This window comes from Methanothrix sp., assembly GCA_029907715.1.
Classification (GTDB): Archaea; Halobacteriota; Methanosarcinia; order Methanotrichales; family Methanotrichaceae; genus Methanothrix_B.
In genome coordinates this window covers 116388-143348 of the sequence record JARYLI010000005.1, presented here as the reverse complement: position 1 = coordinate 143348, position 26961 = coordinate 116388, and the positions used below count along the sequence as shown (strand labels likewise).

The 26961-nt window shown below is 54.5% G+C and carries 30 protein-coding genes and 1 tRNA gene; 9 read left to right on the top strand and 22 right to left on the bottom strand.

The features are described from left to right. Positions 1-650 precede the first annotated feature (650 nt). The 10 genes from QHG98_05285 to QHG98_05240 form a co-directional block, all read right to left on the bottom strand. Entirely contained in the window at positions 651-1082 is a 432-nt protein-coding gene (locus tag QHG98_05285) for a universal stress protein (GenBank protein MDH7597142.1), read from the bottom strand. A 52-nt stretch (positions 1083-1134) separates the two neighbouring features. Continuing rightward, positions 1135-1518: a 5-(carboxyamino)imidazole ribonucleotide mutase gene (gene purE, locus QHG98_05280; GenBank protein ID MDH7597141.1), complete on the bottom strand. Its 384-nt coding sequence runs from the start codon at positions 1516-1518 to the stop codon at positions 1135-1137. A 32-nt stretch (positions 1519-1550) separates the two neighbouring features. After that, on the bottom strand, positions 1551-2831 hold the full coding sequence (locus QHG98_05275; GenBank protein ID MDH7597140.1) for a phenylacetate--CoA ligase: 1281 nt from the start codon (positions 2829-2831) through the stop codon (positions 1551-1553). Positions 2832-3260: 429 nt separating this feature from the next. Continuing rightward, positions 3261-3680, bottom strand: coding sequence for a YkgJ family cysteine cluster protein (locus tag QHG98_05270; protein MDH7597139.1), 420 nt, complete (start codon positions 3678-3680; stop codon positions 3261-3263). Positions 3681-3951: 271 nt separating this feature from the next. Next, positions 3952-4269 carry a divalent-cation tolerance protein CutA gene (gene cutA / locus QHG98_05265; protein MDH7597138.1) on the bottom strand — a complete coding sequence of 106 codons (318 nt, stop codon included), beginning with the start codon at positions 4267-4269 and terminating at the stop codon, positions 3952-3954. Then, a complete protein-coding gene (locus QHG98_05260; GenBank protein ID MDH7597137.1) occupies positions 4245-4643 on the bottom strand; it encodes a molybdenum cofactor biosynthesis protein MoaE in 399 nt (132 codons plus the stop codon). Before QHG98_05260 ends, cutA begins: the two co-directional genes overlap by 25 nt. Beyond that, positions 4644-4922: a MoaD/ThiS family protein gene (locus QHG98_05255; protein ID MDH7597136.1), complete on the bottom strand. Its 279-nt coding sequence runs from the start codon at positions 4920-4922 to the stop codon at positions 4644-4646. Positions 4923-4924: 2 nt separating this feature from the next. Beyond that, positions 4925-5233, bottom strand: a complete 309-nt coding sequence (locus QHG98_05250) for a DUF1894 domain-containing protein (GenBank protein ID MDH7597135.1) — start codon at positions 5231-5233, stop codon at positions 4925-4927. Next, on the bottom strand, positions 5221-5679 hold the full coding sequence (locus QHG98_05245; GenBank protein ID MDH7597134.1) for a DUF1890 domain-containing protein: 459 nt from the start codon (positions 5677-5679) through the stop codon (positions 5221-5223). Before QHG98_05245 ends, QHG98_05250 begins: the two co-directional genes overlap by 13 nt. An 11-nt stretch (positions 5680-5690) precedes the next feature. Next, positions 5691-6500 carry an aspartate dehydrogenase gene (locus QHG98_05240; GenBank protein ID MDH7597133.1) on the bottom strand — a complete coding sequence of 270 codons (810 nt, stop codon included), beginning with the start codon at positions 6498-6500 and terminating at the stop codon, positions 5691-5693. Positions 6501-6540: 40 nt separating this feature from the next. Between QHG98_05240 and nadC the strand changes: the two genes are divergently transcribed. From nadC to QHG98_05225, 3 genes are all read left to right on the top strand, one after another. Beyond that, complete coding sequence (gene nadC, locus QHG98_05235) at positions 6541-7359, top strand: carboxylating nicotinate-nucleotide diphosphorylase (GenBank protein ID MDH7597132.1); 819 nt, start codon at positions 6541-6543, stop codon at positions 7357-7359. A 17-nt stretch (positions 7360-7376) separates the two neighbouring features. Then, positions 7377-8525, top strand: a complete 1149-nt coding sequence (locus QHG98_05230) for a CARDB domain-containing protein (GenBank protein ID MDH7597131.1) — start codon at positions 7377-7379, stop codon at positions 8523-8525. Between the two features lie 78 nt (positions 8526-8603). Continuing rightward, positions 8604-9707 (top strand): cell division protein FtsZ, encoded by a 1104-nt coding sequence (locus QHG98_05225; protein ID MDH7597130.1) that lies wholly within the window; start codon positions 8604-8606, stop codon positions 9705-9707. On the opposite strand, the gene QHG98_05220 is transcribed toward QHG98_05225, so the two are convergent. Beyond that, the gene (locus QHG98_05220) at positions 9701-11053 is read right to left on the bottom strand and encodes a deoxyribodipyrimidine photo-lyase (GenBank protein MDH7597129.1); all 1353 of its coding nucleotides are present in this window, start codon (positions 11051-11053) and stop codon (positions 9701-9703) included. The genes QHG98_05225 and QHG98_05220 overlap by 7 nt on opposite strands. Before the next feature lie 198 nt (positions 11054-11251). Here QHG98_05220 and QHG98_05215 point away from each other — a divergent pair, with 198 nt between their 5' ends. Next, complete coding sequence (locus QHG98_05215) at positions 11252-12187, top strand: manganese-dependent inorganic pyrophosphatase (GenBank protein ID MDH7597128.1); 936 nt, start codon at positions 11252-11254, stop codon at positions 12185-12187. Positions 12188-12430: 243 nt separating this feature from the next. On the opposite strand, the gene QHG98_05210 is transcribed toward QHG98_05215, so the two are convergent. The 3 genes from QHG98_05210 to QHG98_05200 form a co-directional block, all read right to left on the bottom strand. Then, a complete protein-coding gene (locus QHG98_05210) occupies positions 12431-12817 on the bottom strand; it encodes a hypothetical protein (GenBank protein ID MDH7597127.1) in 387 nt (128 codons plus the stop codon). A gap of 123 nt (positions 12818-12940) precedes the next feature. Beyond that, positions 12941-13240, bottom strand: coding sequence for a hypothetical protein (locus QHG98_05205; protein ID MDH7597126.1), 300 nt, complete (start codon positions 13238-13240; stop codon positions 12941-12943). Positions 13241-13688: 448 nt separating this feature from the next. Then, positions 13689-14168, bottom strand: coding sequence for an RNA-binding protein (locus QHG98_05200; GenBank protein MDH7597125.1), 480 nt, complete (start codon positions 14166-14168; stop codon positions 13689-13691). Between the two features lie 93 nt (positions 14169-14261). On the opposite strand from QHG98_05200, the gene QHG98_05195 reads away from it, so the two are divergent. Genes QHG98_05195 through purF form a run of 3 tightly spaced genes read left to right on the top strand, consistent with a single transcriptional unit; the run spans position 14262 to position 16116 of the window. After that, a complete protein-coding gene (locus QHG98_05195) occupies positions 14262-14477 on the top strand; it encodes an LSm family protein (GenBank protein ID MDH7597124.1) in 216 nt (71 codons plus the stop codon). Between the two features lie 10 nt (positions 14478-14487). Then, positions 14488-14658, top strand: a complete 171-nt coding sequence (locus tag QHG98_05190; GenBank protein ID MDH7597123.1) for a 50S ribosomal protein L37e — start codon at positions 14488-14490, stop codon at positions 14656-14658. 3 nt (positions 14659-14661) lie between these two features. Then, positions 14662-16116: an amidophosphoribosyltransferase gene (gene purF / locus QHG98_05185; GenBank protein MDH7597122.1), complete on the top strand. Its 1455-nt coding sequence runs from the start codon at positions 14662-14664 to the stop codon at positions 16114-16116. A gap of 346 nt (positions 16117-16462) precedes the next feature. Here the strand turns inward: purF and QHG98_05180 are convergent, their stop codons facing one another. After that, positions 16463-18700 carry a DEAD/DEAH box helicase gene (locus tag QHG98_05180; GenBank protein ID MDH7597121.1) on the bottom strand — a complete coding sequence of 746 codons (2238 nt, stop codon included), beginning with the start codon at positions 18698-18700 and terminating at the stop codon, positions 16463-16465. 384 nt (positions 18701-19084) lie between these two features. Continuing rightward, positions 19085-19357: a hypothetical protein gene (locus QHG98_05175; protein ID MDH7597120.1), complete on the bottom strand. Its 273-nt coding sequence runs from the start codon at positions 19355-19357 to the stop codon at positions 19085-19087. A gap of 349 nt (positions 19358-19706) precedes the next feature. Between QHG98_05175 and nadA the strand changes: the two genes are divergently transcribed. Beyond that, the gene (gene nadA / locus QHG98_05170; protein ID MDH7597119.1) at positions 19707-20600 is read left to right on the top strand and encodes a quinolinate synthase NadA; all 894 of its coding nucleotides are present in this window, start codon (positions 19707-19709) and stop codon (positions 20598-20600) included. 396 nt (positions 20601-20996) lie between these two features. On the opposite strand, the gene hemB is transcribed toward nadA, so the two are convergent. From hemB to QHG98_05140, 6 genes are all read right to left on the bottom strand, one after another. Beyond that, positions 20997-21941 (bottom strand): porphobilinogen synthase, encoded by a 945-nt coding sequence (gene hemB, locus QHG98_05165; GenBank protein ID MDH7597118.1) that lies wholly within the window; start codon positions 21939-21941, stop codon positions 20997-20999. A 5-nt stretch (positions 21942-21946) separates the two neighbouring features. Continuing rightward, on the bottom strand, positions 21947-23200 hold the full coding sequence (gene hemA / locus QHG98_05160) for a glutamyl-tRNA reductase (protein MDH7597117.1): 1254 nt from the start codon (positions 23198-23200) through the stop codon (positions 21947-21949). Beyond that, the gene (locus QHG98_05155; protein MDH7597116.1) at positions 23148-23852 is read right to left on the bottom strand and encodes a bifunctional precorrin-2 dehydrogenase/sirohydrochlorin ferrochelatase; all 705 of its coding nucleotides are present in this window, start codon (positions 23850-23852) and stop codon (positions 23148-23150) included. The genes hemA and QHG98_05155 overlap by 53 nt, the downstream gene beginning before the upstream one ends. Continuing rightward, on the bottom strand, positions 23849-24316 hold the full coding sequence (locus QHG98_05150) for an AsnC family transcriptional regulator (protein ID MDH7597115.1): 468 nt from the start codon (positions 24314-24316) through the stop codon (positions 23849-23851). The genes QHG98_05155 and QHG98_05150 overlap by 4 nt, the downstream gene beginning before the upstream one ends. Positions 24317-24342: 26 nt before the next feature. Next, positions 24343-26403: a NosD domain-containing protein gene (locus QHG98_05145; GenBank protein MDH7597114.1), complete on the bottom strand. Its 2061-nt coding sequence runs from the start codon at positions 26401-26403 to the stop codon at positions 24343-24345. 240 nt (positions 26404-26643) lie between these two features. Then, positions 26644-26787, bottom strand: coding sequence for a hypothetical protein (locus QHG98_05140; GenBank protein MDH7597113.1), 144 nt, complete (start codon positions 26785-26787; stop codon positions 26644-26646). Positions 26788-26889: 102 nt separating this feature from the next. On the opposite strand from QHG98_05140, the gene QHG98_05135 reads away from it, so the two are divergent. Further along, positions 26890-26961: transfer RNA gene (locus QHG98_05135), tRNA-Gly, on the top strand.

Here is a 26961-nt window from a genome sequence, read left to right as displayed (position 1 = left end):
TCAAACTCTCCACTATGGAGAGATCTCAATTTGTCAAATTTCATGATCACTATATTTACATAAAATCCTTAACCAATGACCAAGGCATGATGCACATAAACGCGATCGCTCTTATCCATCTGATGACTTGCCCAAAGAGACACCGCTCCTGCTCTGCCCTCCTTCCGGGGGAATGATTGCGTTCAGCAACCTCCAGGCATGACCCACAAGTTGTTGAATGCATGAGAGCGAACGCGATAGTATTCCTCCAAATTGCCGCCCTATAACTCCATTCATCGCTTACCATGAAAGAGCTAAACTGCCATGATCTTGTGCGAATCCGCACACCGTACACCTTCATCCGTTTGGCACGTCTTTTATTACATGCGCTGTTTTCATCATTCTGGCAGGCCCCTTCTGTGGCATGCCAGATCCCTGTGAGCTGGGCCTCTCGCAGATGCAGGAAACGATCAGCATGAGCCCGGCCCAGCTCTCAATAAAAATGAATCAAAAACGTTGACATGAGGCGGCTGTTCCGAAGACGCACGCCCGCCTCAACTGCCCCCTATAAGGCTTATGACCAGATAAGCCAGGAGCGTACCAACGACAAACACAACTGCAAATGCGCCAAACACCATCGAATCGGCTATGACGAACTCTCCGCCAGTCATCTATCTCACTACCAGGACAGGAGTTGTTGCCCAATATAAGACTTTCTGGACCACGCTGCCTATGAGAAGCTTCGATACGCCGCTCTCGCCGTGGCTGCCCATCACGATGCAGTCGATGTTCTCGGTTCTGGCCACATCTATGATGACATTTGCAGGTGCACCGATCCTTATGACAGGCTCGACCTTGACGCCAATCTTCTCGCCCATCTCCTTTATGTCATCCAGCGCCTTCTCGCCCTGCTTCTGCAGCTTTGCCTCGACCTCTTTCTTGTCGGCACCCAGCTGCCTTACAGCGCTCGCTATGACTACCTCGTTGACCACGTAAAGCGCCAGGACCTCCGCACCCAGAGCCTTCGCAAGCTCAAGCCCCTCCTGCGCAGCCAGTCTGGACTTGTCGGAGCCATCTGTGGCAATCAAAATACGCTTGTACATCCTAATCCCACCTTTGTGACCCCTATCAACGGCTTGGTATAAATAGCTATCTTCAGGATTTTAGCATCCGCAGGGCCAGTAATGCGGCATTCTCCCCTGCATCTATCCCGACACATGCAACAGGCACGCCGGGAGGCATCTGGACTATGGAGAGAAGCGCATCTATTCCCAGGAGCTTTCCACCCACCGGCACACCTATCACAGGCCTCTCGGTCCTGGCGGCCACCGCACCGGGGAGTGCAGCCGACATTCCAGCGACAGCTATGAATACCCTTGCATCCGTGCTCTCGATGTACTGATCGAGCTCCTTTGGGTTCCTGTGCGCAGAGATGACCCTGTGCTCGTAGCTCACTCCGCCCTCATCAAGCACTCTCAGAATTCTGTCCACGACATGCTGATCCGATTTTGATCCTGAGATTATCGATACATCTGGCATATCCATAGGGGAAACTCGGATGATGATTAACCTTATCCAGTCTGACGCTTCTTGTGGATGACCCTCTGGGCCTTGCCATCGCTTCTCGGGAGAGACCCTATGGGGAAGACGTCGCCCTTCGGGCTGAAGCCAAGAGCCTCCTTGAGCGCCTTCTCGACTGTGTACCCCGTCACCCATGGCTCTGCCTCGACGTTGATCCTGATATCCCTGACGCCATCGACCTCCTCGACGATGATCTGGTAGTTCGACCCGACGCCGGGGATCTGCATCAGCGCCTGCTCAACCTGCTTCGGGAAGAAGTTCACGCCCTTCACTATGATCATGTCGTCCAGCCTGCCTGTTATGGGCGCTATCCTGATGTGCGTTCTGCCACAATCGCAGCGCTCCCGCGAGATGATTCTGGTGAGATCTGCGGTGCGAAAACGTATCACAGGGAGCGCCTCTCTTGTGATCGAGGTAACGACAAGCTCCCCGGGCTCGCCATCCTCCACAGGCTCTCCAGTCTTTGGATCCACAATCTCCACGATGTAATGGTCCTCCCATACGTGTATGCCATCGTGCGCCATGCAGTCCATCCCGAGGGTTCCGACTCCGCCTGTCTCTGTCATTCCATATATGTCGAAGACCTCCACGCCGAGACCTGTGGAGATTCTCCTCTTCATCGCATCAGAGAACGTCTCCGCTCCGAATATCCCGATCTCGAGATCGGGCAGCTCCACGTTTAGCTCTTTCATCACCTCGATCAGGCGCAAGCCGTAGCTCACAACCCCGGTGATGATTCTGGTCCTGAGATCTCTGGCGAGCCTTATCTGCCTTGCAGTGTTTCCGGGGCCTGCGGGTATGACAAAAAGGCCTGCGGCCCTTGCGCCGTGGTACATGCCGAAGCCGCCGTTGAACAGCCCGAAGAGTGGCGTGATCTGCACAGCATCGCCCCTTCTGGCGCCGGACATCGTGTAACACCTCGCCATGCATTCCGCCCACTGTGCGAGGTCCCCATCAGTGTACGGCATTATCACAGGGGTCCCCGTGGAGCCGCTCGACATGTGCATCTCAACGATCGACTCCCTGGGAGCACAGCTGAGCCCCAGAGGGTAGTTCTCTCTGAGCAGCTCCTTGTTCATCATCGGCAGCCTCTGGAGATCATCCAGAGTTCTGATCTCCTCGGGCGAGACCCCGTGATCGTCGAAGAGCTTCCTGTAAACAGGATTTGATTCGTAAACGTAATGCACAGTCCTGCGGAGCCCCTCAGTCTGGATATCGCGCAGCTCCTCTCTGGATGCAGTCTCCATCCGTTCATTGTGATACCTGGACATCATTCTCCACCAGCCCTCTGAATCTGCCGTGGTGTGCGGCAGATCTTATTACCAGATTTCTGGCATTCATGGACAACTCTGTACAATCGAGGCCGCGAATGGCGAGAATCGGATTTAACAGTTGCGGTTACGCTTTAAATGAGCAGCATAGGATGGATTAGGAGCAGGCCCCAGGCGCGAATGACTGAATGGGCTCTCAGGGAATCAGCGTCCAATGGCATGATGCCAGAACATGCTCAATATGTTGAGGTAAATCGCCCTATGGGAGATTTCTGGAGGAACGACTATGCCCGATGATAGCGGCTTCACTTGATCAGTAACTCAAGCACGCTCACGATATCGAGCAAATACTGATGTTATCCACAACTGTGGCATGCGTGTGTGCGCAATGATGAACTTGTGATGCTTTCGCATGTCCCGGGGCGCTCGTTATTTCAGCGTCCTGCTTCGTATCTCCCTGAAGCTCCAGAGGCGGCCTCGATTGATGCCAGGGCATCTTGATGCCTCAGAGAGCCATGCATCCCTGCTCTCCAGGATCTCCGCCCAGAAGGGGTAGCTACTGCACTGGAGAGGTCGTGCTGGGTAGATGATGCATCGATCGCCCTCCAGCATCACACAGCCCATATCCAGACGGTCCCTGAGGACGAAGCCGTGCTCGCACTCCAGAAGATACTCCCTGACGAACACATCATGAGAGAGACCCAGAAAATCCGCGATCGCGCTGCACTCCTCGGGAGAGATCCAGACGATTCCCGGGCCCCTGCAGCACCTGCCGCACCGAATGCACTCAAACCGCAGCCCCTCGCTGTACCAGGGTTCCGGTTTCTGCTTTATGCAATGCACCACCATTGTAATCTATCCAAAGGGGTTCCTGAGTTAGTGCGACGTGAACGACATGCAGGGCTGCTAAGGGACATGAAAATCCGTGGAGGCTCATCCCGGTGATCCGGCGAACCGGTAATCTCGCAGAGAGATGCAGTGCTGATCGACACTGGCGCGAGTCCCGGAGTTTGCCACTCCGACGATTCAAACACATCAGCCTTCCTGGGAATATGGCCCACCACAACCTCCCTGAGCATCCTGAATGTTGGTCTCCGGAGAACAGAGGTCATCAGCACACTCACCGCACAGACTCATGGATCCATCTCAGATACGGCTCATGCCCATCCGCGATCTCCAGAGCTATGATCTCGGGCAGCTGGTAGCTGTGGAGCTCCAGGATCCGCATGCATGCTCTATCTGCTGCATCGGATGTTGTTTTAATGAAGAGCATCTCCTCGTTCTCCCTGGAGATCTTTCCCTCCCAGATGAAATGCGATCTGACCGGGATCACACTGACACATGCTGCCAGATGCTCCTCAACAAGGGACTGTGCTATACGATCCGCGTCTCCGGGAGGCGCTGTGGTTATTATCAGCATGCATCTCCTCTCACCCATCTCTCCCCATCCTCCGTCTGCTCCTTCTTCCATATCGGAACCCTTCTCTTCAGCTCGTCGATAACATACTCGCAAGCCTGGAAAGCCTCCCTCCGGTGGGATGATCCGCATACCACCACAACAATCACCTCGCCCAGCGAGAGCCGCCCCGTCCTGTGCGCCACATCAACAGAGGAGACTCCAAAGCGGGCGATAGCCTCCTCTTTTATTCTCCGGAGTTCCTCCAGAGCTGCCTCCTCATACGCCTCCACCTCCAGCCCTCTGACACCCGGATCGGCTCTCACCACCCCAACAAATGCGACAACAGCGCCAGTCTCAGGTTTTATGGAGCTGCCAAGGATCGTACCCAGATCTATCTCGCTATCTGATATCAATCAACCACCTGCCACAGGCGGGAATATGGCCACCTCGTCGTTATCGGAGAGGTCTGCCTTGAGATCCTCCGGCAGATTCAGCCTCCTCCGGTTGAGCATGATCATGAAGTAATCCCTGAGCTCTCCTGTATCGGAGAAGAGCGCCCCACTGAGCTCCGGCTTTATCTCACAGAGGTGGTTTATGAGATCCGATACTTTAGATCCGCTCCCGATCTCAACCATCATCTCCTTTCCCAGGATCTCCCTGAACCCGGCAAACGCCCTGATCTTTATCCGCATGGTCAACGCCTCTTCAGGGATCTCATGACCTCCTCTCTTCCCAGCTTCCTGACCCGCTCCGCCTCCGCCTCGTCCCTGTGTCTCAGCACGAAGGTTCCGTGGCATGGTTTTGTGTACGGAAACACAACACTTCCGTCCTTCATGATGCCAACAGCTATCGGCGGCACCCCTATTATGTACTCCCCGAAGAGCCTGAACCCCGGCTGGAAATGATAGCACTCGTCGCAGCTCGACTCTATGTACTCCCTGGCCTCTCTGAACGATATACCTCTCAGCAGAACCTGGGGTTTGAGCATCTCTATACAGCCCATGCCAGCACCCCGTCAATTTTTTTCCTGAGCCCGAGAGGGTTGTGGACCGCCCTCTCCACGATCTTCTCCGCATCGAAATCGACAGTGCCAGCAAGCTCCTCCGCATTCCTGCCGAAGATTATCAGGAAGAGCTTTGACTCAGGCAGCAGCGCCCTGACAGTGGCAGCATATGTGATCCCGGCATCGTTGTGAGCGAAGGCAAAGCAGGTGCCGAACGATCTTCTTCCCTCAACGATATCCGCTATCGTCCTCTCAAGCTCAATCAACCTTCCCAGGTAGCACCTCTTCCGATCTGCGACCCTGGCGAGGTTGAGCGCTGCAGGATTTCCAGCGATGAAAACATCAACCCCTTTATCCCTAAGAGCCCCCGAGAGGTAGAGCACAAGGCTCATCTGAACCGGCACCTCAGGGCATCCCATGAGAACAAGCGCATCAGGGTTGCTCATAATCTCCTCCATTAAGTGCCGATCCTGACGTTCAGCGTCGCGTTTCTCAGAGTAGCTATAGCTGAGAGGGCGGCGAGGTAACTCGTCCGGGGATTCCTGGGTGATGGGACGTTCTCAACCCTCGTCACCATCCTCCCGAAATCACCCTCCGCGACCACCTCATGGACGTTCAGTGTGGCATTTGGATCCACCACTATCCTGACCCATGCATCCTGCCCGTATGTGAGGCTCAGCGTCGCCGCGACGTTGACGTTTGCAGGGAACGCCCTGACTGCCTCGGAGGCTGGTCCCTCATAGATCAAAGTCGGCTCCCTGAATGAGCGGAGATCTATATTTTTCTCGACCACATACGGCGCGCCCTCAAGGCCGGCGGGCGGCTTTGTGCTGGTGAGGACGACTCTTTTCAGACGACCGATCGAGGCGGACTTCAGCCCGTCGAGTCCTGCTATGGCGCCTGAGGGTATGTACACCCTGCCGCCAGTGGATGCAGCCATCGAGCATATCCTTCTGTAAAGCTCTCTGTCCATGAGCGCGCCCACAGACATGATCATGATATCCTTTCCGCGCTTGAGAGCGGCCTCTGCGACCTGGGGGACAGCAGCCTGAGATGCAGCCTCGACGACGATGTCTGAGAGCTCCACGAGCTCATCGAGCTCCACAACCTTTGGTCTCTTTCTCATGGCCTCTATGAGTCTGCTCATGTTCTTGGGGTTCCTGTCAAAGACAGCTGCAAGATCCGCATCGATCTCCCCGCGGTCTATTGCAGACGCGATCTCAAAACCTATGGCTCCGCAGCCTACAAGGCCAACTTTTAGGGGCATCAAAGGCTATAAATCAATTGGAGATCAAAGCCTTTGCGGTATGCTACGGTCTTATATCGAGCGATTTCTTGAGGAAGACCTGGGCGAGTGGGACGACTCAACAGGCGTGGTTCCAGACGTGGATGTGGATGCAGCGATAGTCTCAAAGGAAGATTGCATACTCGCCGGCCTGGAGGAGGTCTCGGAGCTCTTCGAATACCTTGATGTGAATGCGGATCCTCTCTTCGATGACGGGGAGTATGCGCCTGCAGGAGCCGAGGTCCTGGCTCTCCACGGCAGCGCCCGGAACATCCTGAGGGGCGAGAGGGTGGCTCTGAACATGCTCGGCAGGATGAGCGGCATAGCGACTCTGACAAGGGAATGCGTGCTCAGGGCGCAGAAAGTGAGGATAGCATGCACGAGAAAGACCACGCCTGGATTCAGGTACTTTGAGAAGAAGGCTGTCCTGATCGGCGGAGGGGATACTCACAGGTTCAACCTCTCAGGAGCTGTCATGATAAAGGACAACCACATAGCGATAATGGGCCTCGAGAATGCGATAAATGAGGCGAGGAAGCGCGCCAGCTTCACCAAGAGGATCGAGGTCGAGGTGGAGGATCTTGATACGATGATGAGAGCTGCAGAGCTCGGAGCTGATATCATAATGTTCGACAACATGGACCCTGAGAATATAAAGAGGGGCGTTGCAATGCTCGATGAGATGGGCATAAGACCGAGAGTCATACTCGAGGCCTCAGGAGGAATAAATCCAGGCAACCTCGAGGCGTATGCATCAACAGGCGTGGATGTGATATCAATGGGGGCCCTGACACGCAGCGCCAGGTGGATCGATTTCAGCATGGAGGTCCGCAACAGATGAAAGAGCGGTGAGCGCATATGCGATACATCTTTCTGCTTCTCATTCTCATAACGCATGCAGCTCTTGCAGCCGAGAAGAACGAGGACCAGAGCGTGGGCTTCCAGGAGTTCACCCTGAGCATCGGAGACCGTGTGGAGATCGGCGATTACAGGGCCGAGCTGGTGGACATACAGTCCCTCAAGGACGGGCTTGTGGTGCTCCGCGTCACCCAGGGCAGCAAGTTCGAAGAGCAGAGGGTGGTGATAGAGGGCAGCCCGAACAGCTTCAACGGAGGCGCAGAGGAGGGGGGCCTGACCCTCACAATAACAGACATATTCGATGAGGAGTCTGCCAAGCTCAGGGTCGAGTACAGAGAGAGCCTGGGAACGCCGAGGAAGAGAGCGGCTGAGAGGCGCGAGCCGAGGGCAGCTCCGAATCTGGTGGTGGAGAAGAGCTTCGATAAGACCACCGTGAACTACGGCGATGAGGTGAAGGTGACAGTAACAGTGAAAAACATCGGGACCGAGGCTGCCAGAAATATAGAGGTCTACGACATACCGCCGCTGGCTGAGTTCGCATACATAGCAGGATATCCGCCAAAGATAAAGAGCGAGCTCGGTCCTGGAGAGACCGATTCCGCGGTCTATGTCATGCGCGCCGTGAAGGAGGGCCTCGTCAAGGTCCCCCAGATAGAGGTCAGGTACAGGGACGCGAAGGACAGGATCAAGACGAACACGACAGAGACTCTTGAGATAATAGTGGCGCCCCCAAAGAGGCCGAATCTCGTTGCGAGGATAAACGTCACAAATGTCACATCCGGAGAGACAGCCCCGATAGAGGTAAGCATAGAGAACACAGGTCAGGCGACCGCGACGATGATCGAGGTGAGCTATGAGGTGAAGCCTCCGGAGGGGCTGAGATGCACCGGTCTGGATCAGCTCATCCCGGAGATTCCTCCCGGAAGCGCGAAGAGCTACACCGCGGAGATGCGTGGAGAGAGGAGCGGCAACTACACCATCGCCCTCACCGTGAGCTACCGCAGCGGGGAGACAATGTCAATAACAAAGACCTCTGCGAGTGTGAGCGTTCTCGAACGAGAGTATAAATATCTGTATTACCTACTCGTTCTACCATTGATGATAGTGGGGTTATGGGTGTACAAAAGATACAAGGAATATAAATACTAACAGTTATAGTAATCATATGAATGGTGCTGCTGGGATGAAAATAAGTGCATGTAAAAGCCCAGGAACGGGTTCGAGATCATGTTAAACGTACTCATGTTGGGTGTAGGTCAGTGCGGCAACCGGATACTGGATGCCGTGAACAGGCAGGCTTTCGGTGGCTCCAGGCTGGCGAAGTACTACTCCAAGCAGAGGTTTCCGAGCCGTGTTGAGACGATCGCCATTAACACCGCCATAAACGATCTCAAGGAGCTCAAGTTCACCGCCGCAAAGGACAGGCTTCATGTGCCAAACCTGCATGGTGTTGGCGCAAACAGGAACAAGGGAAAGCAGGGCTTCTGGGAGAACCAGGAGATGATCCTGGAGGAGATCGAGAAGCGGGGCGATTTCGATCTCATATTTGTCATGACATCGGTCTCCGGTGGCACAGGATCGTCATTCTCCCCCCTCATGATTCACGAGCTCAAGAAGAGGTACAAGAACGCCACGATAGTGCCGATCGCTGTTCTTCCATTCCGCGAGGAGGGCACGATATACCTGCAGAATGCCGCTTTCTGTCTCAGAGAGATGATCGAGGTCGAGGCAGACGGCATGATACTCGTGGACAACCAGTACCTCAAGCGGTTCAGCGGCGATATCGCATCCGCGTACGACAGGATCAACACAATGGTCGCCCAGAGGCTGCTGTTCCTAATCGAGGCTCTGGACAGCGAGATGCTATCCGTCACAGACCTCGGCGACTTCAAGACCGTGATGAGCGGCGGCCTGCGGATGGGCACACTGGGATACTACCAGGCGGACAAGAAGAGTCCATCAGTGAGAGCGGCGATAAAGAACAGCCTCAGAGAGGTCGGTCTTCTCTATCCCGCCAACGTCGACGCAGGAGAGGCTGGCAGGGCCATGATAGTGATACAGGGCTCCAGAGAGTATCTTGATGTTGATGAGATAACAAAGGAGATTGAGTCTCTGACAGATACCATAGGCCACGTCTTCAAGGGGATAGTGATAAAGAAGGGCGAGCCCAGAGTGCTCTCTGTTCTCTCACTTGAGAGGGCGCCCGGCCTGGTGGAGCTTTACGAAAAGGCGAAGTGGGCCATCCAGGAGGAGCGCGAGCGGAAGGACAGGGCAAGAAGCGAGCTGTACGAGGCGTTCGAGCAGATAAACGATCTCGAGGAGATCTACTGATCTGAGGGTATCTGCTGATCCGCCATCCGGGAGATGCGGTCGATGTACTCCCGGACATCAAACTTTCTTCTCATCCCACCGTAGCTCATGTATCTTATCTTTCCAAATATCGGCCTCTCTTTGAATGGCCGGTCGTGCAGGCCCCCGATGCTCCATCCGCAGCCGGTATAGCCATTCGGGTCGCGGCCGTCGAGCTCGTATCTGTCGTTGAGGTGTATCGCGATCCTGAGCGCATCCTCTGGAGACTCCGACCACTCCAGGATCTTCTTTGCCCAGTACATCCTGAGATACCCGTGCATCTTTCCACAGATCTGCATCTCGAGCTGGGATGCGTTCCACAGTTCGTCGTGCGTCTTCGCGCCCTCCAGCTCGTCCGGAGAGTAGATGTAATCACGCCGGTCGTCTCTGTGATCCTCCAAGGTCCTGCGCGCCCATTCAGGCATGCCCTCCAGGGAGTCGTAATGCTCATTGTAGTAGCAGTAGTTGTCGGAGAGCTCTCTGCGCACGATCAGCTCATCCAGAAACTCCGTATGATCTCCACCCAGAGCCATGATATTGAGGGCCACCCTCTGGGCGGAGATCTGGCCGAAGTGGAGATAGGGGGAAAGGCCGGACTGAGCGTCTATTGCTGGATCGTTGCGATGCGATGCGTAAAGATCCAGCTTTTCTGAGATGAAACGCTCCAGCTGCGCCGCTGCGGCCTGCTCGCCGGAAGGGATCCTCGATCCCGGAGCGTTTTGGATGCCTGAATCGAGCCACCTGTTCTCCACGCTCTCCCTCCACGGTCCGGGCGGTGGCATTGGATCCGGAAATTCCTCAAGGAACTCTGCGAGATGCTTTTTGATCTTCGACCTGAATGTGTGTGCAGACCACTCCTGCTTCTGTGAGGCGATCCAGCATGGAACTATGTTGTGCGCATCCACCTCATGGAACGGTACTTCTATACGATCTGCGACGATCGACTTCCAGGTTCGCGAGATCCTGAGAGGGCTGAAGTCTGCCACCAGCATCCCCGCTCTGGAATCATCAATGAGAGCCGGAATCACATCGCCAGGATCGCCGTGTGCAAGTATGAAGGCGATACCGAGGCTCGAAAGACGCTGCTCGAGCTCTCTCAACCCATCAAGCATGAATCTGTAAGAGCGATCTCCAGCGCATGCGCCCGGAAACCGTGGCGTCAGGCAGAACACAACAGCCATGGTTTCATTGAGCATCCTGGCCATCTCAAGGGAGTACAGCAGAGCCCAGTTGTCACTGACGCGCTGGTCGCGGCTCATCCAGTATATTACAGGCCCGCGAGCCTCGCCTTCTCGGATCGCTCTGATCCTCCCGGGATTTATGTGCATGGCCGATAACTGTTAAATATTATGATTCTTTACTGATTATTTTGTCTTACGGTTGCTTGTAAGACGACTGCTGGGAGGGAAGAGATCGCGCACTCATCGACTGATGCATCTGCGTTTATGATGCATCTCGGGCAGTGATATGTCCTGTGATCCTCTCGCCATGGCAGTCCAGCTATCAACAGCCCCGAGGTGTTGGGTTTGGCAGACAATATCTATGTGGTCGGGCATAAGAGTCCGGATACAGATTCCGTGACCTCTGCGATAACATACGCGAATCTGAAGAACCAGCTTGGAATGAAGGATGTGGTCCCCGCAGCCGCAGGGGAGATCAATAACGAGACGAAGTATGTGCTTGAGCACTTCAGGATAACTCCCCCAGTTGTGCTGAAGGACGCGACCGATAAGAAGGTGATCCTGGTCGATCACAACGAGGTGGGCCAGGCTGTGGACAACATCATGAAGGCTGACATCCAGGAGATCATCGACCACCACAAGATAGGGGACATACAGACCGGCAAGCCGATATTCTTCCACAATGAGCCTGTGGGCGCGACCGGAACGATCATCGCCAGCATGTATGAGCTGAACGGGGTCAAGATATCAAAGGAGATGGCAGGCCTTATGATGGCCGCGATCCTGAGCGATACTGTTCTCTTCAAGTCTCCGACGTGCACCGATAAGGATAAGGCAACGGTGGAGAAGCTCTCGAAGATCTGCGGAGAGGACCCGCAGAAGTTCGGGATGGAGATGCTCAAGGCCAAGAGCGATATCAAGTCCAAGACAGCAAAGGACATAGTCTTCGGCGACTTCAAGAAGTTCGACTTCAGCGGTGTCAAGGCGGGCGTCGGCCAGATCGAGGTCATGGATCTCGCGGATCTCGCTCCGAAGCGAGAGGAGATCCTCGCGGAGATGAGAAAGACCCTGGAGTCTGAGAAGCTCGATATGGTTGTCCTGATGCTCACAGACGTCATCAAGGAGGCCTCAGATCTCCTCTTCGTCGGCACAGATGCCGCAAAAGAGGGGTTCGAGAAGGCATTCGGCGGAAAGGTCGTCAACAACTCCATCTACAAGGAGAAGGTGCTCTCAAGAAAGAAGCAGGTCATCCCGCCGCTCGAGTCCGCATTCAAGAAGTGAGAGCCCCTTTTATCACTTTTTACTTCTGGCTGCGTGCCTGCTCAGTCTGGTATCGGTTGCATCAGCAGGATCCGTGAGATGGACGATGCGGTTCGTTCGTGTTGTTTCATTCGGCTGCGGCTCAGCCCTCTTAACCCAGGGTGTGAAGATCCCGTCGCTCACAGAAGGTCAGGGCTGGCAGAGATCTCCAGCGAATCGAGCATCTGTCTGAGACTGGGGATGCTGGTGAGATACGCAAAGCCCTCATAGATCCCCTTTGGTCCTGCCGAGCTTCTCCATGAGCTTTCTTATCGATCCTGGAACCCTTGAGTCTGTCTTGCCGATCTCAGCAGCTGTATTTATGGTCGCCTTCACGGCTCTGCCCATACCCCTCATCATGGTCAGCGCTATCTCAGGATCTATGCCGTACTGCTCTATGTACTGCCCTCTGGTCAGACGCATCCCTCCACCAGTGATGTATATCGGGTCTCCTATAACAGGGGTGATCTTCCCTGCAGGCAGCCTCCACTGAAAATCATCCGGCTCTGAGCACTCAAGCCAGTCCTCATTATCATTGACGCTCTGCTCAAGCTGCTGTGTATCGAGGAGGTTCACAGAACCGCAGTGATGACATATGAGCTTTTTAATCATTATCACACCACCCACACTATATTATTTCTGTTCTGAACGCATGTATATATAACTTATGTTTTATATCTATAACATTTCTCTCAGCTGACCCTGTATCCATCATGTGCTTTTCTCACATGCACATCACTTACTCCCATCACTCCTCCTGCTGCTCAGGATTATGTGCTCGCGCATGTACTTTATCGCCTTCTCGGGATCCACTCCGAATAGCTCTATGAACTCCTCCCTCTTATGGAGGTTGTTGAGCACATCAATATAATACACATTTCCGTCTGACAGTTCCTTCTTCGCGGTCGGAGCCCTCCACTCCCTGCCAGCAGGCGGGAGACACTCCACCCAGCCCTTCCCGAGATCGACCTTCTTCGTCCTCTTCACGTCGATCTCAGCACCACAGCAACCGCAGATGTATCTCTTTCCGAACATATCTAACACCTGTTTTTTATATTGCTGATACTAGCTTATAGACTTTTTGGATGATGTTTATCTATTATAATTATGTTATTTTGATTCTGCGGTGCTGAACCTGAACAGCCGATCTGGCCGCCTGATGCAATGCGGAGACCATCGTACATTACATGTTCGCTCTTATGTCTCTGGCGACGTGGAGGCTGTGTGGTTTTTTTGGCTGCTGTAAACAATCCTTTATCTGCCATGAATGGCACAAGCAGTACCAGTGTCTCTTTGGGCAGGTTATCAGATGGATATGAGCGGACATGTGATGTACACGTATCATCGAATTCAGAGGCATGCAACATTATGGAATTCGTGCGGAACTGTGTCAATGCACGCAGAATCCTGCCGGCCATTCAGCTATTCAAGCAGGCGACTCCTGTAACAGCCGCGCAGCTTTTTTGTCCCACAGCTCCGCGTATCAGCAGATGCTCTTCCATATCCTGTCGCCAACATGATGTATAGACTCGACGGCCTTTCCCTCACCCTTCATCTCCGGACCGGCCCTGAGCGCCCTCCCCACAGCAAGCGGCTTTCTGTGCCGCTCTTCCACGACCACGACGAGATCTCCGGCCTCAATCTCGGGATCTGCATGCACTATCCCAGGGCCCATCACATCAGCGCCGTTGGCTATGAAGCGCACAGCACCTGAATCCACCACCACGGTTCTCCCCCTTGGGGATAGCTCAATGCATCCCATGACGGTGAAGAACGGCTCTCCATCTATTATCATCAGAAGAGGTTTACCGTTAACGATTATGATCTCAAATCCCTCATCCGTCTCGGCGAGCTCCATCGAGGCCCTTCTCAGAACATCAGGATCCTCGATCTTATCCCCGATCGCACTAAGTATCCTTTTGACCTCGCTGCCCTTCAGGTGGTGCCTGGATTTGATCCTCATGAACACCAGGTTTTCCCGACAAATTTAAATATGCAACGAGACAGTCACGTGCTGATAAGCATTTTGCTGGTACATCAGCGTGGAGAGGAGTTGATGGCTCAGAGGCCGCTTGATATTTTGAACGAATCGCTAAATTCGCCCGTGATAGTGAAGCTCAAGGATGGAAGGGCATTTCGCGGAGAGCTCCAGGGATATGACATACACATGAACCTGGTACTGGAGAACACAGAGGAGATTGCAGAGGGCACAGCACGCAAGATCGGTGCTGTGATAGTGCGTGGGGACAACGTCGTCTACATATCGCCATGAGGTGAACCAGATGAGCAAAGGCACGCCCTCTATGGGCAAATGTCACAAGAGAACGCATGTAAGGTGCAGGAGATGCGGCAGGCTCTCATACAACTTCAACAGAAAGACATGCGTTGCTTGCGGTTTCGGCAGGTCGAAGAGGCTCAGAAGTTACAAGTGGATGCGTAAGGCTGGATACTGAGATATGCGAGATGCATGCGGGGTCGTTGGGATCTCGTTGGGGGACACGAACAAAAGCGTGGCGAAGAGGATCTACTACGCCCTGCATGCACTGCAGCACCGCGGCCAGGAGGCAGCCGGCATCTGTGTGCATGATGGGAAGTCCATCCACAGTTACCGGGGGCTGGGGCTGGTCGCGGACGTCTTCACCGATACCCAGATCAAACTTCTACCGGGGCCTGTGGGGATAGGGCATGTCCGCTATCCCACATCAGGCGCACACACGCTGGAGAACAGCCAGCCGATTCTTGTTAAATACAGGGAGAAGACCATCGCAGTAGCACACAACGGAAACCTGGTGAACTCAGAGGCGCTGAGGTCAGAGCTTGAGGGCGCGGGTGATATCTTTTCAACGACATCAGACACAGAGGTCATAGCTCACCTTCTTGTGAAAGAGATTCAGCGATACGATCTCGCAGATGCCATAAGAGCCGTAATGCGCAGGCTCGTGGGCTCCTATTCTCTGGCGATAATGTGCAATGACACTGTTATCGGACTCAGAGATCCGCTCGGGATAAAGCCGCTGTGCATCGGGGCGCTCGATGATGGATTTATGGTGGCATCTGAGAGCGTCGCCATCGATGCGCTCAACGGCAGGCTCATAAGAGATGTAGCTCCGGGCGAGATGGTCATGCTGAGAGATGGAGGGATGAAGTGCATCAGGCTCGTGAACTCTCCACGACCTGCTCACTGCATATTCGAGTATGTCTACTTCGCGAGGCCTGACAGCATCATGGATAAAAAGCTCATCTACGATGTCAGGGTGAACATAGGCTCAATCCTCGCAGATGAGCATCCAGCAGATGCGGATGTTGTCTCCCCGATTCCCGACTCCGGGATCACCATGGCTGTCGGATACCACCAGCGCTCCGGTATACGGTACAAGGAGTGCCTCATGAAGAACCGCTACGTTGGGAGGACTTTCATCATGCCAGATCAATCTATGAGAGAGGCTGCGGTGCGCATGAAGATGAACACCATCAGGCCGAACATCGAGGGGCAGCGCGTCGTTCTGGTGGACGACAGCATAGTCAGAGGCACCACGAGCCGCAGGATCGTGAAGATGGTCAAGGATGCTGGAGCGAGGAAGGTCCACGTGAGGATAGGAAGCCCGCCGATAATCGCGCCCTGCTACCTCGGGATCGATATGGCGAGCAGGGATGAGCTGATAGCAGCGCACAAGACCGTCGCAGGTGTCGAGAGTGTCATAGACGCGGACTCTCTGGGATACGTGAGCCTCGATGGATTGATAAGAGCGATAGGACTTCCAGGAGATCACTTCTGCACCGGCTGCCTCACTGGTATATACCCTTTGGATATACCTGGTGAGAGGTCCGTGAGCTCACAAAGACGGCTGACAGACTTCCCTCCCGATGATGGGGAGGATGATGAGAATGATGGCGAGGCAGAGCAGGCATGAGGGTGCCCGCTGAGTTCGCTGTGATTTTACAAACGGCTCCAGGCGGTTCATCGGACAGGGCCGGGATTTTGGGATTGGTCAATTTCTCCAGTATGCTGATGATCCCCCTCTCCGGTCTGAAGACCAGAGAGGATCCCTAAAAACATGCTTTTTTGATATAAAACAGCATCTATACAATTACTTAGCGACATGGGCAGATCGTAGAAATGGGGGTTAATAGGAATACTCCAGAGTTTATGCCCTGCCAATCTCTATCAGCCCGATGAGCGGAGCTTCCTGTATTGCGTGGCTCGAGCACAGCTCATATGATGCTATTCACTGGGACTTCAAAGTCCATCTGAGGGGTCTAACCCCTGTATTCGCCTGCCACGATCTCCCTGATCCTGGCAGCCGTCTTCGGGCCGACCTTCTCCACAGCCATCAGCTCATCTTCGCTCGCTGTCATGATTCTCTCCACAGATCCGAAGTGGCGCAGGAGGCTGCGCGCAACTGACGGCCCGACTCCTGGGAGCGCTGATATGAGGTACTCCTGCTGCTCCTTCAGCGTTCTGGAGGTCTTCCTGCCGTGCGGCTTCACATCCCTGTAGCCGGCCTCGTGCTCCCTTCTCGCCATCAGTGATATGAGGGCTGCGCTCTCCTCCATGCTGGCTGTCGGCACGATCGGGACTCCGAAATCCACTGCTATCGTGGCCAGGATACCCCTCACCGCATTCGGATGGACCTGTCGGGCGTAAAGGTTCTGGCCCTCTATGATCAGCAGCGGTCGGTCGTATGTTCTGGCCAGATCTCCTATCTGCCTGAACAGATCCCGCTCAGGATCCACGATCGAATCGATGAGATCGTCCGCTGTTTTGCGCTCTATGCCGAGCCGCTCGGAGAGGACGTAATCCCCCACCTCCAGAGACCTCAGGACTATTCTGAGACCCGACTTCTCGAGAAGCCTGGCCATATCGCGCTCACGTGGATCGATGATTATGAGAGGCAGGTCCTCATCAGGCTCGCAGATCTCAGTGATGCTGATCTGCCTCGACGCCCTCGCTGTAACGCCAGCAGAGTCAACAGGCAGGGGCTCTGCCATGCCCTGGAGCTGCCTCCTCATGGTCCGCTCCTTCCGATCGCTTATCCAGTAGTATGCCTCGTCCCTGGTTCCCTTCGCGATCAGCACGACCACCCGGCCTGCCCTTGCGCGCCCTGTTCTGCCCTTGCGCTGTATGCTTCTTATCTCAGAGGGCACGGGCTCATAGAACAGAACCATATCCGTGGACGGTATGTCTATGCCCTCCTCTCCAACAGAGGTCGCTATGAGAACATTGTACTCTCCAGCTCTGAACTTCTCCAGTATCTCCGACTGCTTCCTCTGGCTCAACCCCTCATCATTCTCCCTGCTCGCCTGGCCGACAAAACGAACGGGTTTCACCACATCAGAGGCGTTTGACTGGAGAAACCTGAGAAGCGCTGTCGCTGTGTCGCGATAGTTTGTGAACACGATTATCCTGGATTCCGGAGCTTCTTCGAGCTGATCCTCGATGATCTCCAGCGCCCTGCTGAGCTTGGGGTGTTCCAGATCCATGTCCTCCAGGAGGGAGAGAATGTGCTGTATCCTTGGATCCTCCATGAGCCTGCGGGATGCCTTCGATCCGCCTCTCGATCTCGCCTCCTGGGCCAGACGCTCCAGGTACTGTCTCAGAGCGCTCACCCCCTGCGTCTCCGCGAGCTCGACTGCGTGCTTGAGCTTCAGGATCTCCGCGAGCAGAGAGATCCCCCTGAAGACGTTCTGATTCGGCCCACGTGCGAGCGCGCTGCTGAACCGCCTCTGCAGGTCGAGAAGCTCTCCCTTTGATGTCCTGGGATCTATCCTGCACATCCCCAGGCTGTTGATCTCCTCCATCCTCTCGCTCACGAGCCTCTCGATCTCGCCACGTATCTTCTGGAGCTGCTCCGGCACCTCCACCTTTATCCACTCTATCTCCCTGTGATGGACGAAGGGGGCGACGTCGGGATCGTTCTCGCTCTTCATCTCGATGCTCTCTATCCCGAGGTTGGTGCAGATTTCAGCCACCCTCTCTGCTTCACTTCCCGGGCTTGCTGTCATGCCCAGAACAAGGGGGTCCCTGGCCTCTCTCCTGTAGCGGTCTGCTATGTATACGTAGGCGTAGTTTCCCGTCGCCCTGTGCGCCTCATCGAATATCACAAGCGATACATCCCTGAGATCCATCCTGCCTGAGAGGAGATCGTTCTCCACGACCTGAGGGGTCGAGACTGCTATCCTGCTGCTCTTCCATATCTCAGCCCTGCTGTCAGGGTCCGTCTCCCCCGTCACAGATGCGACATACTCCGGAGCTGTGAGAACTCTGCGGAGGAATGCTGCATGCTGCTCCACCAGTGGGCGCGTCGGCGCCAGGAAGAGAACCCTGCCCCTCTCGAGGCGAGCAAGCAGGACCATCAGCGCCACGATGGTCTTTCCCAGACCGGTTGGCATCACAACCAGCGTCGATCCGCGCAGCGCTCTGGCGGCCAGATCTATCTGAAAGAGCCGCTTCTCCACGGTCTCCGGTTTGAGAAGCGGATGGACCAGGTAGGACATCAGCCCTCAGTTGGGCATGTAAACGATATCATTTTTTTGGGTTACGGGTGGAAGTGTTTAGTCCCGAAACCTCTGATCTTTATACCGTCGGCGTTTGAAGGGTGTTTCAACATGGTTAACGATCCATTCGATCGAGGAATACTCTGAGGATGCATGCTGGTGGCAGTCTGGCCCAGAATGCATCTGATGGTGTTTGCAGATAGTGTTTTGAGTCGAGTGCCTCATGGTACCGGACCGTGTTGTACCTGTTCACGAAATTGTCAAAATTTTCGAACCTATTTCGATTCTTTTCGTACGTATCGTTCCATTTCGAACATGCATAACACGTTGAGCTAAATTGCCATCTCGACGGATCTCTGGATGAACGACTCTGCCATAGCAGCTTCACTTGATCAGTAACTCAAGCACGCTCACCATATTGAGCAAATACATCAGATCCTCTAACTCAGGCTCGATCTCCTTCCTCGGCCGGCCAAACTTCTTTATCGATATCAGCTCCCCCGTTCTCAGATAATGCCTCAAGACACGCTTAACCGTGGAGACGCTCACCTTCATCTCAGCTGCGATCCTTTTGTTGCTCCTGTTCTTGATCTTCTCCCGAACTTTATACCGAATCTTGCGCTCGTTCAGCTTTACCACTCTGTTACGATTTCTCACCCAGCAGGATTGGGTATATATAGTCCTTTGCGTCACTTCATGTAAATCCATTTAAAATCTAATGGATGTGTCATACTTTATAGATGATTTTATGTGACGTGCAATATTATATCAACTTATACGGAATGCTCTTATGTATTCAGCAACTTGAAGGATATGCAGGCCGGTTTCTTAATGCACTCATTCGCTCGCCACGAGCGCACAGCGTGACTGGTGCCTCTTCGGGCAAGTTATCAGATGGATAAGAGCGATACTGAATACTATAAAGTCAAGACTTTCGGGACTAAACGCACCATTTTATTGACAGCAGCCTTTTTAAACAATGACTCATCATCAGATCCGGACTATTATGTTTGAGAAGGAGATACTGAGGCTGAAGTCTGATAGAAATGCCATCATACTCGCGCACAACTACCAGCCCGGAGATGTGCAGGACATCGCCGATCTCACCGGTGACTCCCTGGAGCTCAGCAGGGCCGCAGCCACAATCGACTGCAAGGTACTCGTCTTCTGCGGCGTGGACTTCATGGCGCAGACAGCAGCCATACTCTCTCCGGAGAAGATCGTCATACATCCGGACAGGAGCGCCTGCTGCCCCATGGCACAGATGATCTCGCCTCAGGATGTGAGATCGCTGAGAGAAAGACATCCTGATGCTGCAGTGGTCTGCTACGTCAATTCCTCAGCTGATGTCAAGGCTGAGAGCGATATATGCTGCACATCCGCCAACGGCGTGCAGGTCGTTAACGCCCTCGACGCCGAAGAGATTCTGTTCATACCGGACAGGAACCTGGCGGCTTATGTCGCCAGACACACCGACAAGAGGATAATCCCCTGGAACGGATACTGCTACGTCCACGACAGATACACCGCATCTGACGTCCTGGAGGCAAGGAGAAAGCACCCGAACGCGGAGCTTCTAGTTCATCCTGAGTGCAGGCCTGAGGTCATAGATCTGGCAGATGGCGTCTACAGCACCTCGGGTATGCTGAAACACGCGAGAGCCAGCGGCGCGGAAGAGTTCATAATAGGGACAGAGGTCGGGATCCTCCACAGGCTCTGCGCCGAGAACCCCGAGAAGAGGTTCTATCCGCTCAGCACCGGCGCTGTATGCGAGGATATGAAGAAGACATCGCTGAAGAAGGTACTGCGGGCGCTTGAGACGCTCACTCCCAGGGTGGAGGTTCCACAGAGCACAGCGGTCAGGGCGAGGCGTGCGATTGAGAGGATGCTCGCCATCTGAGTATTCATAATCAAATGACTCATGTGGGGTCGTGTATTCAGATCATTGGACCCAGCAGCCGGTGGCATCGCAGGATTGCGATCTCTGGTGCCATTGTATGCAGATACCAGAATTTCCATCAGTTATCTGAACACACGACCTCATCCGGTGAACCCTCGGAGTGGCAAGCTCTGTCACTCGAACCAATGTCGACCGGCACAACATCTTCGCTCTTATCCATTTGATGACTTGCCCGAAGGAGCAGGGGTCATGCTATGCGTTCGTTTCGACAAATGAATGCTTTCACCGACCAAATTGCATGCTCTGCAAGTTGCTACGCACATAAGAGCGGACATCTTTAGGCAAGATCGCTGTCGCCGAATCACCGGGATGGCCCGGAATTTTTAGATCAATGAACTACCCAAATCTGGCTGCAAACTCCTTGGCGTAGTATGTGATTATCATATCAGCGCCCGCTCTTTTTATGGATGTCAGCGCCTCCAGCATAGCTCCATCTCGATCGATCCAGTTCCTCTCCGCGGCTGCCATGATCATGCTGTACTCCCCGCTGACCTGGTAAGCAGCAGTCGGCATCCCGAACATATCCTTAACCATCCGGAGTATGTCCAGATAGGGCATCGCGGGCTTGACCATGACCATATCAGCGCCCTCCTCGATATCGAACTGGACCTCCCAGAGAGCCTCGTTCGCGTTCGCGGGATCCATCTGGTAGCTCCTGCGATCTCCGAAGGCGAATCCGGATTCGGCTGCCTCTCTGAACGGGCCATAGAAGTATGAGGCGTACTTGGCAGCATATGAGAGGATCGCGACATCGCTGTAACCATTATCATCAAGAGCCGACCTTATCGCTCTCACCATGTGGTCCATCATCCCGCTCGGAGCGACGATGTCTGCGCCCGCCTCTGCCTGGCTCACGGCCGTTCTGCCCAGGATGGGGAGCGTCTCATCGTTAATTATCTCCTGCCCACGAACCACGCCGCAGTGGCCGTGGCTGGTGTACTCGCACAGGCAGAGATCTGTTATGACAACGAGATCTGTGGACTCCTTGATGCACCTCACGGCCCTCTGTATGACTCCATCACGATCGTAAGCGCCGGATCCGATCTCATCCTTTCTGGAGGGTATCCCGAAGAGTATCACCGCCGGGATTCCGAGATCCGCGATGCGTCCGGCCTCCTCAGCCACCGTGTTTAGGCTCTGCCGCATCTGTCCGGGCATTGAGTTTATCGGGACGGGCTCATCAATGCGCTCGTCCACGAACACCGGCATTATCAGGTCCCTCACAGAGAGCCTTGTCTCTGCGACCATATCCCTGATGCCAGGCTTCCTCAAACGCCTCATGCGTCTCAATCGGATTCCTCCTGGTTCAGCCTGAAGAGATCTGCAGCATACCTGAGCATCTCGGTGTCGCCCCTCTCAGCCGCGGCTTTCAGAGCCTTTGTCGGCTCTGCGAATATCTTGTTTACGATCGAGTGGCTCATGTCCATGAGGACCTTCTGCTCAATCTCCCCCAGAGTGTGATAGGCGCTGAGCTTGTTCATCGCCCTCCTGACCTCCTGCTCCTTTATCTTCTCAGCCTCTGAGTATATCCTCGCAAGAAGCTCCTCAGCCTCCTTCCTCTTGTACTTGGCCCTGAGAAGATCGAGCTCCTCCTCTATTATGGCCTCGACCTTCTCGATCTCCTTCATCCTCATCCGCATGTTCTCATCGCTTATCTGCTTCAGGCTGTCTATGTTGTGAAGCTCCACACCCTCTATCTCACGCACGGCCTCATCCACATCCCTGGGGTTTGCTATGTCTATGATCAGAAGCTTGCTCTTCCTGCCCTCCATCGCGCGCTCTATGTCCTCCTTGAGAAGTATGTAATGGGGCGCTGAGGTCGCGCTTATCACAACATCCGCCTCCCTTATCTTCCTCTTCATCTCCTCATAGGGCACAGCTGTGCCCCCCAGAGATGCGGCAAGGGAGAGCGCAGTGCCGAATGTGCGGTTTGTCACATAGAGAGAGCCTATGTTCTTTGAGACGAGCGCTTTTGATATCAGCTCTCCTGTCTCGCCTGCGCCTATTACCAGCACAGATTTTCCCTCCAGACTCCCGAGTATCTGCTCGGCGAGATCAACAGCTGCAGATCCAACGGAGACAGAGCGCTCGTTTATGGCGGTCTCCTTCCGGACGCGCTTCCCCACCTGGATCGCCTTCTTGAAGGCTGTGTCCAGGACCCAGCCTGTGTATCCAAGGCTCTTCGCGATCCTGTAGAGCTCCTTCATCTGGCCTAGGATCTGATCCTCCCCTATTATCATGGACTCGAGGCCTGAGGCGAGCCTGAGAAGATGGAGAAGCGACTCGTCGTGGTCGTGGATGTCTATTATCCGGGAGGAGACCCGGGCCTTCTTTGCTATCTCGAAGAGGACCTTCTCACCGCGGGGAGAGACCACGTATATCTCGACACGGTTGCACGTCTTGAGGACCGCGCACTCCTCGACGGTATCATGCGAGGAGACCCACTTCAGTAGAGCCTCGACATCGCCATGCCATGCGTTCTCGATCTCACTGATCGAGGCCTTCTTGTGGGTCACCAGCATCGAGGTTATCCTGCTCATCTGGCGTGAGATTCTCCCGGACTCTCATATAGGCCTTTTCATGGGCGCTCGAGATCTCCCCCTTCTCCAGGCATGACCACACAGAGCTGTCGGAGAGCACTGACCAGAGCAGATCACGTCTCCTGCTCTGCGGCTCCACGATCTCCTTCAGGTCTTTCCGTATCCTGCTGAGGAGCTCTGCCATAAGAGCGTACACCTCCACCTCACGCTCCAGATTCATGCGGATGTACCTCGAGAGCGCCGGTATCCCTGTTGATATCGCGAGGACCACAGACCTCTTTTTTATGATCGACGGCACCACGACCTCCCCCACCCTGTCGACGCTGTTCACGAGCGCCCCCTTCCTGCGCGCAATATCCTCCAGAGCTGCATTCAGCGCATGGTCGCTTGTTGCAGGTATGGCGATGAACGCACCCTCCAGCGCCCTCTCTGCGATGATCAGACCATCCTCTCCCATGAGATCTGCCTCCACGATCTCCAGCAGTCCATCAGATGCCATTCTGAGTATGCTCGCGGTGAAGTCCCTGCTCACAACCACAAGATCGCCCTGCAAGAAAAGCCTGGCCTTGCGCTCTGCCACTTCCCCACCGCCGAATATGACAACGCGCCTTCCCTTCAGATCTATTAAAAGAGGAACGTGGCTTCTGCTCATATCCTCGCGCTCGTCTTCTTGTACTCCCTCTCGCTGAAGAGTATTCTGTAGTCCTTCACGCCGGTGGCCTCAGATATTCTGGATGCGATCTCCTCGCACTCCTCCCTGCTTCTCGAGTGGACGACGGTGTAGAGGTTGTATGGCCACTCATCGCATGTTGCCCTCTGGTAGCAGTGGGTGACCTCCTCGAACGAAGCCATTATGCCCCCAATCCTTTCGATGTCACCCTCGACCCTCCAGACTATCATCGCGTTCGCGACTATCCCGAGCGCCCTGTGGCCTATGGTGGCCGCGAACCTCCTCACCACCCCGGATTCGCGGAGAGATCTGAGTCTTGATATCACAGTCTCCTCATCAAGCCCGAGCCTCTCCCCGAGCTCTCTGAATGGATGGGGGACAAGTGGTATCCCATCCTGCAAGGCCCTGAGCAGCGCGATATCCATCGGATCCATATCCTGGCACATGCTCCCTCCTGCCTGAGGTGAACCTCTCAGGACAGAGCAGCTGATCTCCATCCTTTATCCCTCTCGAATGGATAGCGGTCCACGCCCCTCGATGGCACGCTCTTCGGGGAGTCTCCAGGATTTCCACTCACCTGGTGATCCGACCAGTAGTTTCCGCCGATGACCGGACCCATGTCCCAGAGGTTGCTTCCGTTGTCCACGGCGTTCTGTCCGAAGATTGAACCGTTATCGATGAAGCTGTTATGGTAGATTCTGTTATCGCTGCAGTCGGTCAGGCTCAGACCGACCATGCCGTTGCCCATAAACCTGTTATCGCTTATGTTGCATCCTGAGCTGCTTCCCATTCGCATGCCGAACCTCTCGTTCATGCTTATGTTGTTGCCGATGAACTGGAATCCACGCACCCCGTTCACGAAGATCCCCTCCCTGTTCCGGAGAGCGGTATTGTCAACCGCAGATCCTCCAGAGAGCTGCTCGATCCTCATTCCTATCTCGTTGGCGCTCGCGTTGTTCATCGCGAGAACGCACTGATTTGAGCCTGCGATTGCTATGCCGTTGCTGTTTCCTGTCACCTCATTCTCATTCAATGTTGATCTGTGCGACCTCACAAGCCTTATTCCATCATCTCTGTTCGAGAGGATCCTCGAGCGACCGATCTCAGAGGAGAGGGCATCAAGCAGATGCATACCGGCAGTGCAGTTCTCTGCCCGCGAATCTGTTATCCTCGACCTCCTGTCGCCCTCCAGCCTGAATCCGCTCTCCATGCAGTCCAGCGCCGCGCTCCTTCTCACAAGGATATCCTGCGAGCGACCGAACCAGAAGCCTATCCCGCAGGCCTCCGCGGTTGTGTTCTCCACCAGACAGTCTCTCGAGTCCAGTATCGACAATCCCATCTCGCTTCTGGAGAGCACGCAGTCCAAGATTCTGGAGTCGATGACACCAACGAGCATGATGGCTGCGCTGCTGTTCGATATGCTCTGGTTTCTCACAGTGATATTCTCGCAGTCTATGAGACCTATGAACCCGCAGCTCTTATTTATGGAAACGTTGCGGGCACCGACCAGATAGAGAACCGGCCTGCCGTCTATCCTGTTCGATTCGTCAATGCTCTGGTTGAAGGAGTTGTCATCCATCCTGGCCCTCGGGTCCGATATGAGCCTGAGATCGCCCAGGTTGCCGGCCTCTATTCTCAAGTTGTATTTGTTGGAGCTCAGCAGGTTTTCCCTGAACAGGTTGCCGCCCGAGCCCTTCATAGATATCCCGTACTCGTTCTTCTCCACGATATTACCGGTTATCATGTTCCCGGATGAGGATTTCATGAGGAGACCATTGCCGTTGAGGAGAAGCCTGTTCGAGGATATGCTGTTCTTCTCAGAGTCCTCCAGATAGACCCCAGCGATCCTGTTGCTCTCGCAGGTGTTGTTTTTTATCATGTTGCTCTTCGCCGACTTCAGGCGTATGCCTATGTTCGATGAGGAGAGGTTGTTGAGAACAATGGTGTTGTTGTGTCCTGTTACATCCATCGCATTTCCCGCAGAGGTCACAGTGTTGCCGGCGATCATGGAATCGTTGCATCTCACCTCTATGCCGGCTCCCAGCGGTCCTGATATCCTGTTCTTCTCGACGATCGCGGAGCCGTTCAGCCTTATCCCGTATGCTGTGGCTGTGATGGTGTTGTTCGATATCAATCCTCTGTATGCTGCGATTCCTGTGGAGGAGTTTTTGATGTTGCAGCCGCTCACGGATGCGTATCCCTCAATCACAACTGCTGGATCCCTGCCGCTTCCGAGGATCGTCAGGTTGGATATGCTGCTCCCGTGGGAGATCATCCGGAAGACCGTACGGCCCATGCCGTCGATGGTGGCGCCGTATCCTTTTATGGATACCAGCTTGTTGATCTCAACGCTCTCCCTGTAGTATCCCTCCATGACAAGTATCTCGTCACCGTTCTGCGCATTTGCGATCGCCGCGTTCACGCTTCTGATCGCTCCGGTCTTCTGCTGGTCCACGACAAGAGTCCTGGCACTGGATGCTGATACTATTAAGACCATCAGAGACGCAATCAGTACAGCCCGCCACAGGCTCACAGGAACTCCTCCATATGCATATCAACCTGCAGGGTGATATAGTTTCGCCGGGGCTTGTCTACATATCCTCCGTCAGGATGAGATGTCTTGTTACGAAAGCTTTAAATAATATTACAAAAACGTATCCGTGGAGGCGACAGGTTTTAACAGCGGCGGGCCGGGGCAGTCCTCCACCCAACAGGCCCGCCACCTCCTTGCCAGATCACACCTTTAAGGAGGCATGCAGTGCCGCCAGACCGCTCACATACCACACATCTCACTTATGGATCCATGTGGTTGAATCGTCGGAGAGGCGAGCTCTGGCAGACCAAAGTCAACCAGCTCTGCATCCTCTGCGAGATTATCGATCCGCCGGAGCACCGGCATGTCCTCAATTTTGAGCACGCCATACAATGGTGGGTCCGTTGGGATCTTAATTCCTCACTCCCACGTACCGCAGATGCAAGGCACAAGATTTAATAGCTCTCGTGCATTTTACTCCACTGTGCGGCTGTGGTCCAGTGGTTATGACATGAGCTTCCCAAGCTCGTAACCCGGGTTCGAATCCCGGCAGCCGCA

Bases quoted from the DNA above. Each gene is read 5' to 3' on its own strand.
- cutA (MDH7597138.1), bottom strand. From the start codon at position 4,269: ATGGGTGAGAGGAGATGCATGCTGATAATAACCACAGCGCCTCCCGGA.
- QHG98_05230 (MDH7597131.1), top strand. From the start codon at position 7,377: ATGCGATACATCTTTCTGCTTCTCATTCTCATAACGCATGCAGCTCTT.
- QHG98_05200 (MDH7597125.1), bottom strand. From the start codon at position 14,168: ATGAGGATCAAATCCAGGCACCACCTGAAGGGCAGCGAGGTCAAAAGG.
- QHG98_05190 (MDH7597123.1), top strand. From the start codon at position 14,488: ATGAGCAAAGGCACGCCCTCTATGGGCAAATGTCACAAGAGAACGCAT.
- QHG98_05210 (MDH7597127.1), bottom strand. From the start codon at position 12,817: ATGATTAAAAAGCTCATATGTCATCACTGCGGTTCTGTGAACCTCCTC.
- nadA (MDH7597119.1), top strand. From the start codon at position 19,707: ATGTTTGAGAAGGAGATACTGAGGCTGAAGTCTGATAGAAATGCCATC.
- nadC (MDH7597132.1), top strand. From the start codon at position 6,541: ATGCTACGGTCTTATATCGAGCGATTTCTTGAGGAAGACCTGGGCGAG.
- hemA (MDH7597117.1), bottom strand. From the start codon at position 23,200: ATGAGCAGGATAACCTCGATGCTGGTGACCCACAAGAAGGCCTCGATC.
- QHG98_05155 (MDH7597116.1), bottom strand. From the start codon at position 23,852: ATGAGCAGAAGCCACGTTCCTCTTTTAATAGATCTGAAGGGAAGGCGC.
- QHG98_05250 (MDH7597135.1), bottom strand. From the start codon at position 5,233: ATGGGCTGTATAGAGATGCTCAAACCCCAGGTTCTGCTGAGAGGTATA.
- QHG98_05275 (MDH7597140.1), bottom strand. From the start codon at position 2,831: ATGTCCAGGTATCACAATGAACGGATGGAGACTGCATCCAGAGAGGAG.
- QHG98_05180 (MDH7597121.1), bottom strand. From the start codon at position 18,700: ATGTCCTACCTGGTCCATCCGCTTCTCAAACCGGAGACCGTGGAGAAG.
- QHG98_05205 (MDH7597126.1), bottom strand. From the start codon at position 13,240: ATGTTCGGAAAGAGATACATCTGCGGTTGCTGTGGTGCTGAGATCGAC.
- QHG98_05240 (MDH7597133.1), bottom strand. From the start codon at position 6,500: ATGCCCCTAAAAGTTGGCCTTGTAGGCTGCGGAGCCATAGGTTTTGAG.
- QHG98_05270 (MDH7597139.1), bottom strand. From the start codon at position 3,680: ATGGTGGTGCATTGCATAAAGCAGAAACCGGAACCCTGGTACAGCGAG.
- QHG98_05255 (MDH7597136.1), bottom strand. From the start codon at position 4,922: ATGCGGATAAAGATCAGGGCGTTTGCCGGGTTCAGGGAGATCCTGGGA.
- QHG98_05220 (MDH7597129.1), bottom strand. From the start codon at position 11,053: ATGCACATAAATCCCGGGAGGATCAGAGCGATCCGAGAAGGCGAGGCT.
- hemB (MDH7597118.1), bottom strand. From the start codon at position 21,941: ATGAGGCGTTTGAGGAAGCCTGGCATCAGGGATATGGTCGCAGAGACA.
- purF (MDH7597122.1), top strand. From the start codon at position 14,662: ATGCGAGATGCATGCGGGGTCGTTGGGATCTCGTTGGGGGACACGAAC.
- QHG98_05245 (MDH7597134.1), bottom strand. From the start codon at position 5,679: ATGAGCAACCCTGATGCGCTTGTTCTCATGGGATGCCCTGAGGTGCCG.
- QHG98_05225 (MDH7597130.1), top strand. From the start codon at position 8,604: ATGTTAAACGTACTCATGTTGGGTGTAGGTCAGTGCGGCAACCGGATA.
- QHG98_05195 (MDH7597124.1), top strand. From the start codon at position 14,262: ATGGCTCAGAGGCCGCTTGATATTTTGAACGAATCGCTAAATTCGCCC.
- QHG98_05285 (MDH7597142.1), bottom strand. From the start codon at position 1,082: ATGTACAAGCGTATTTTGATTGCCACAGATGGCTCCGACAAGTCCAGA.
- purE (MDH7597141.1), bottom strand. From the start codon at position 1,518: ATGCCAGATGTATCGATAATCTCAGGATCAAAATCGGATCAGCATGTC.
- QHG98_05150 (MDH7597115.1), bottom strand. From the start codon at position 24,316: ATGTGCCAGGATATGGATCCGATGGATATCGCGCTGCTCAGGGCCTTG.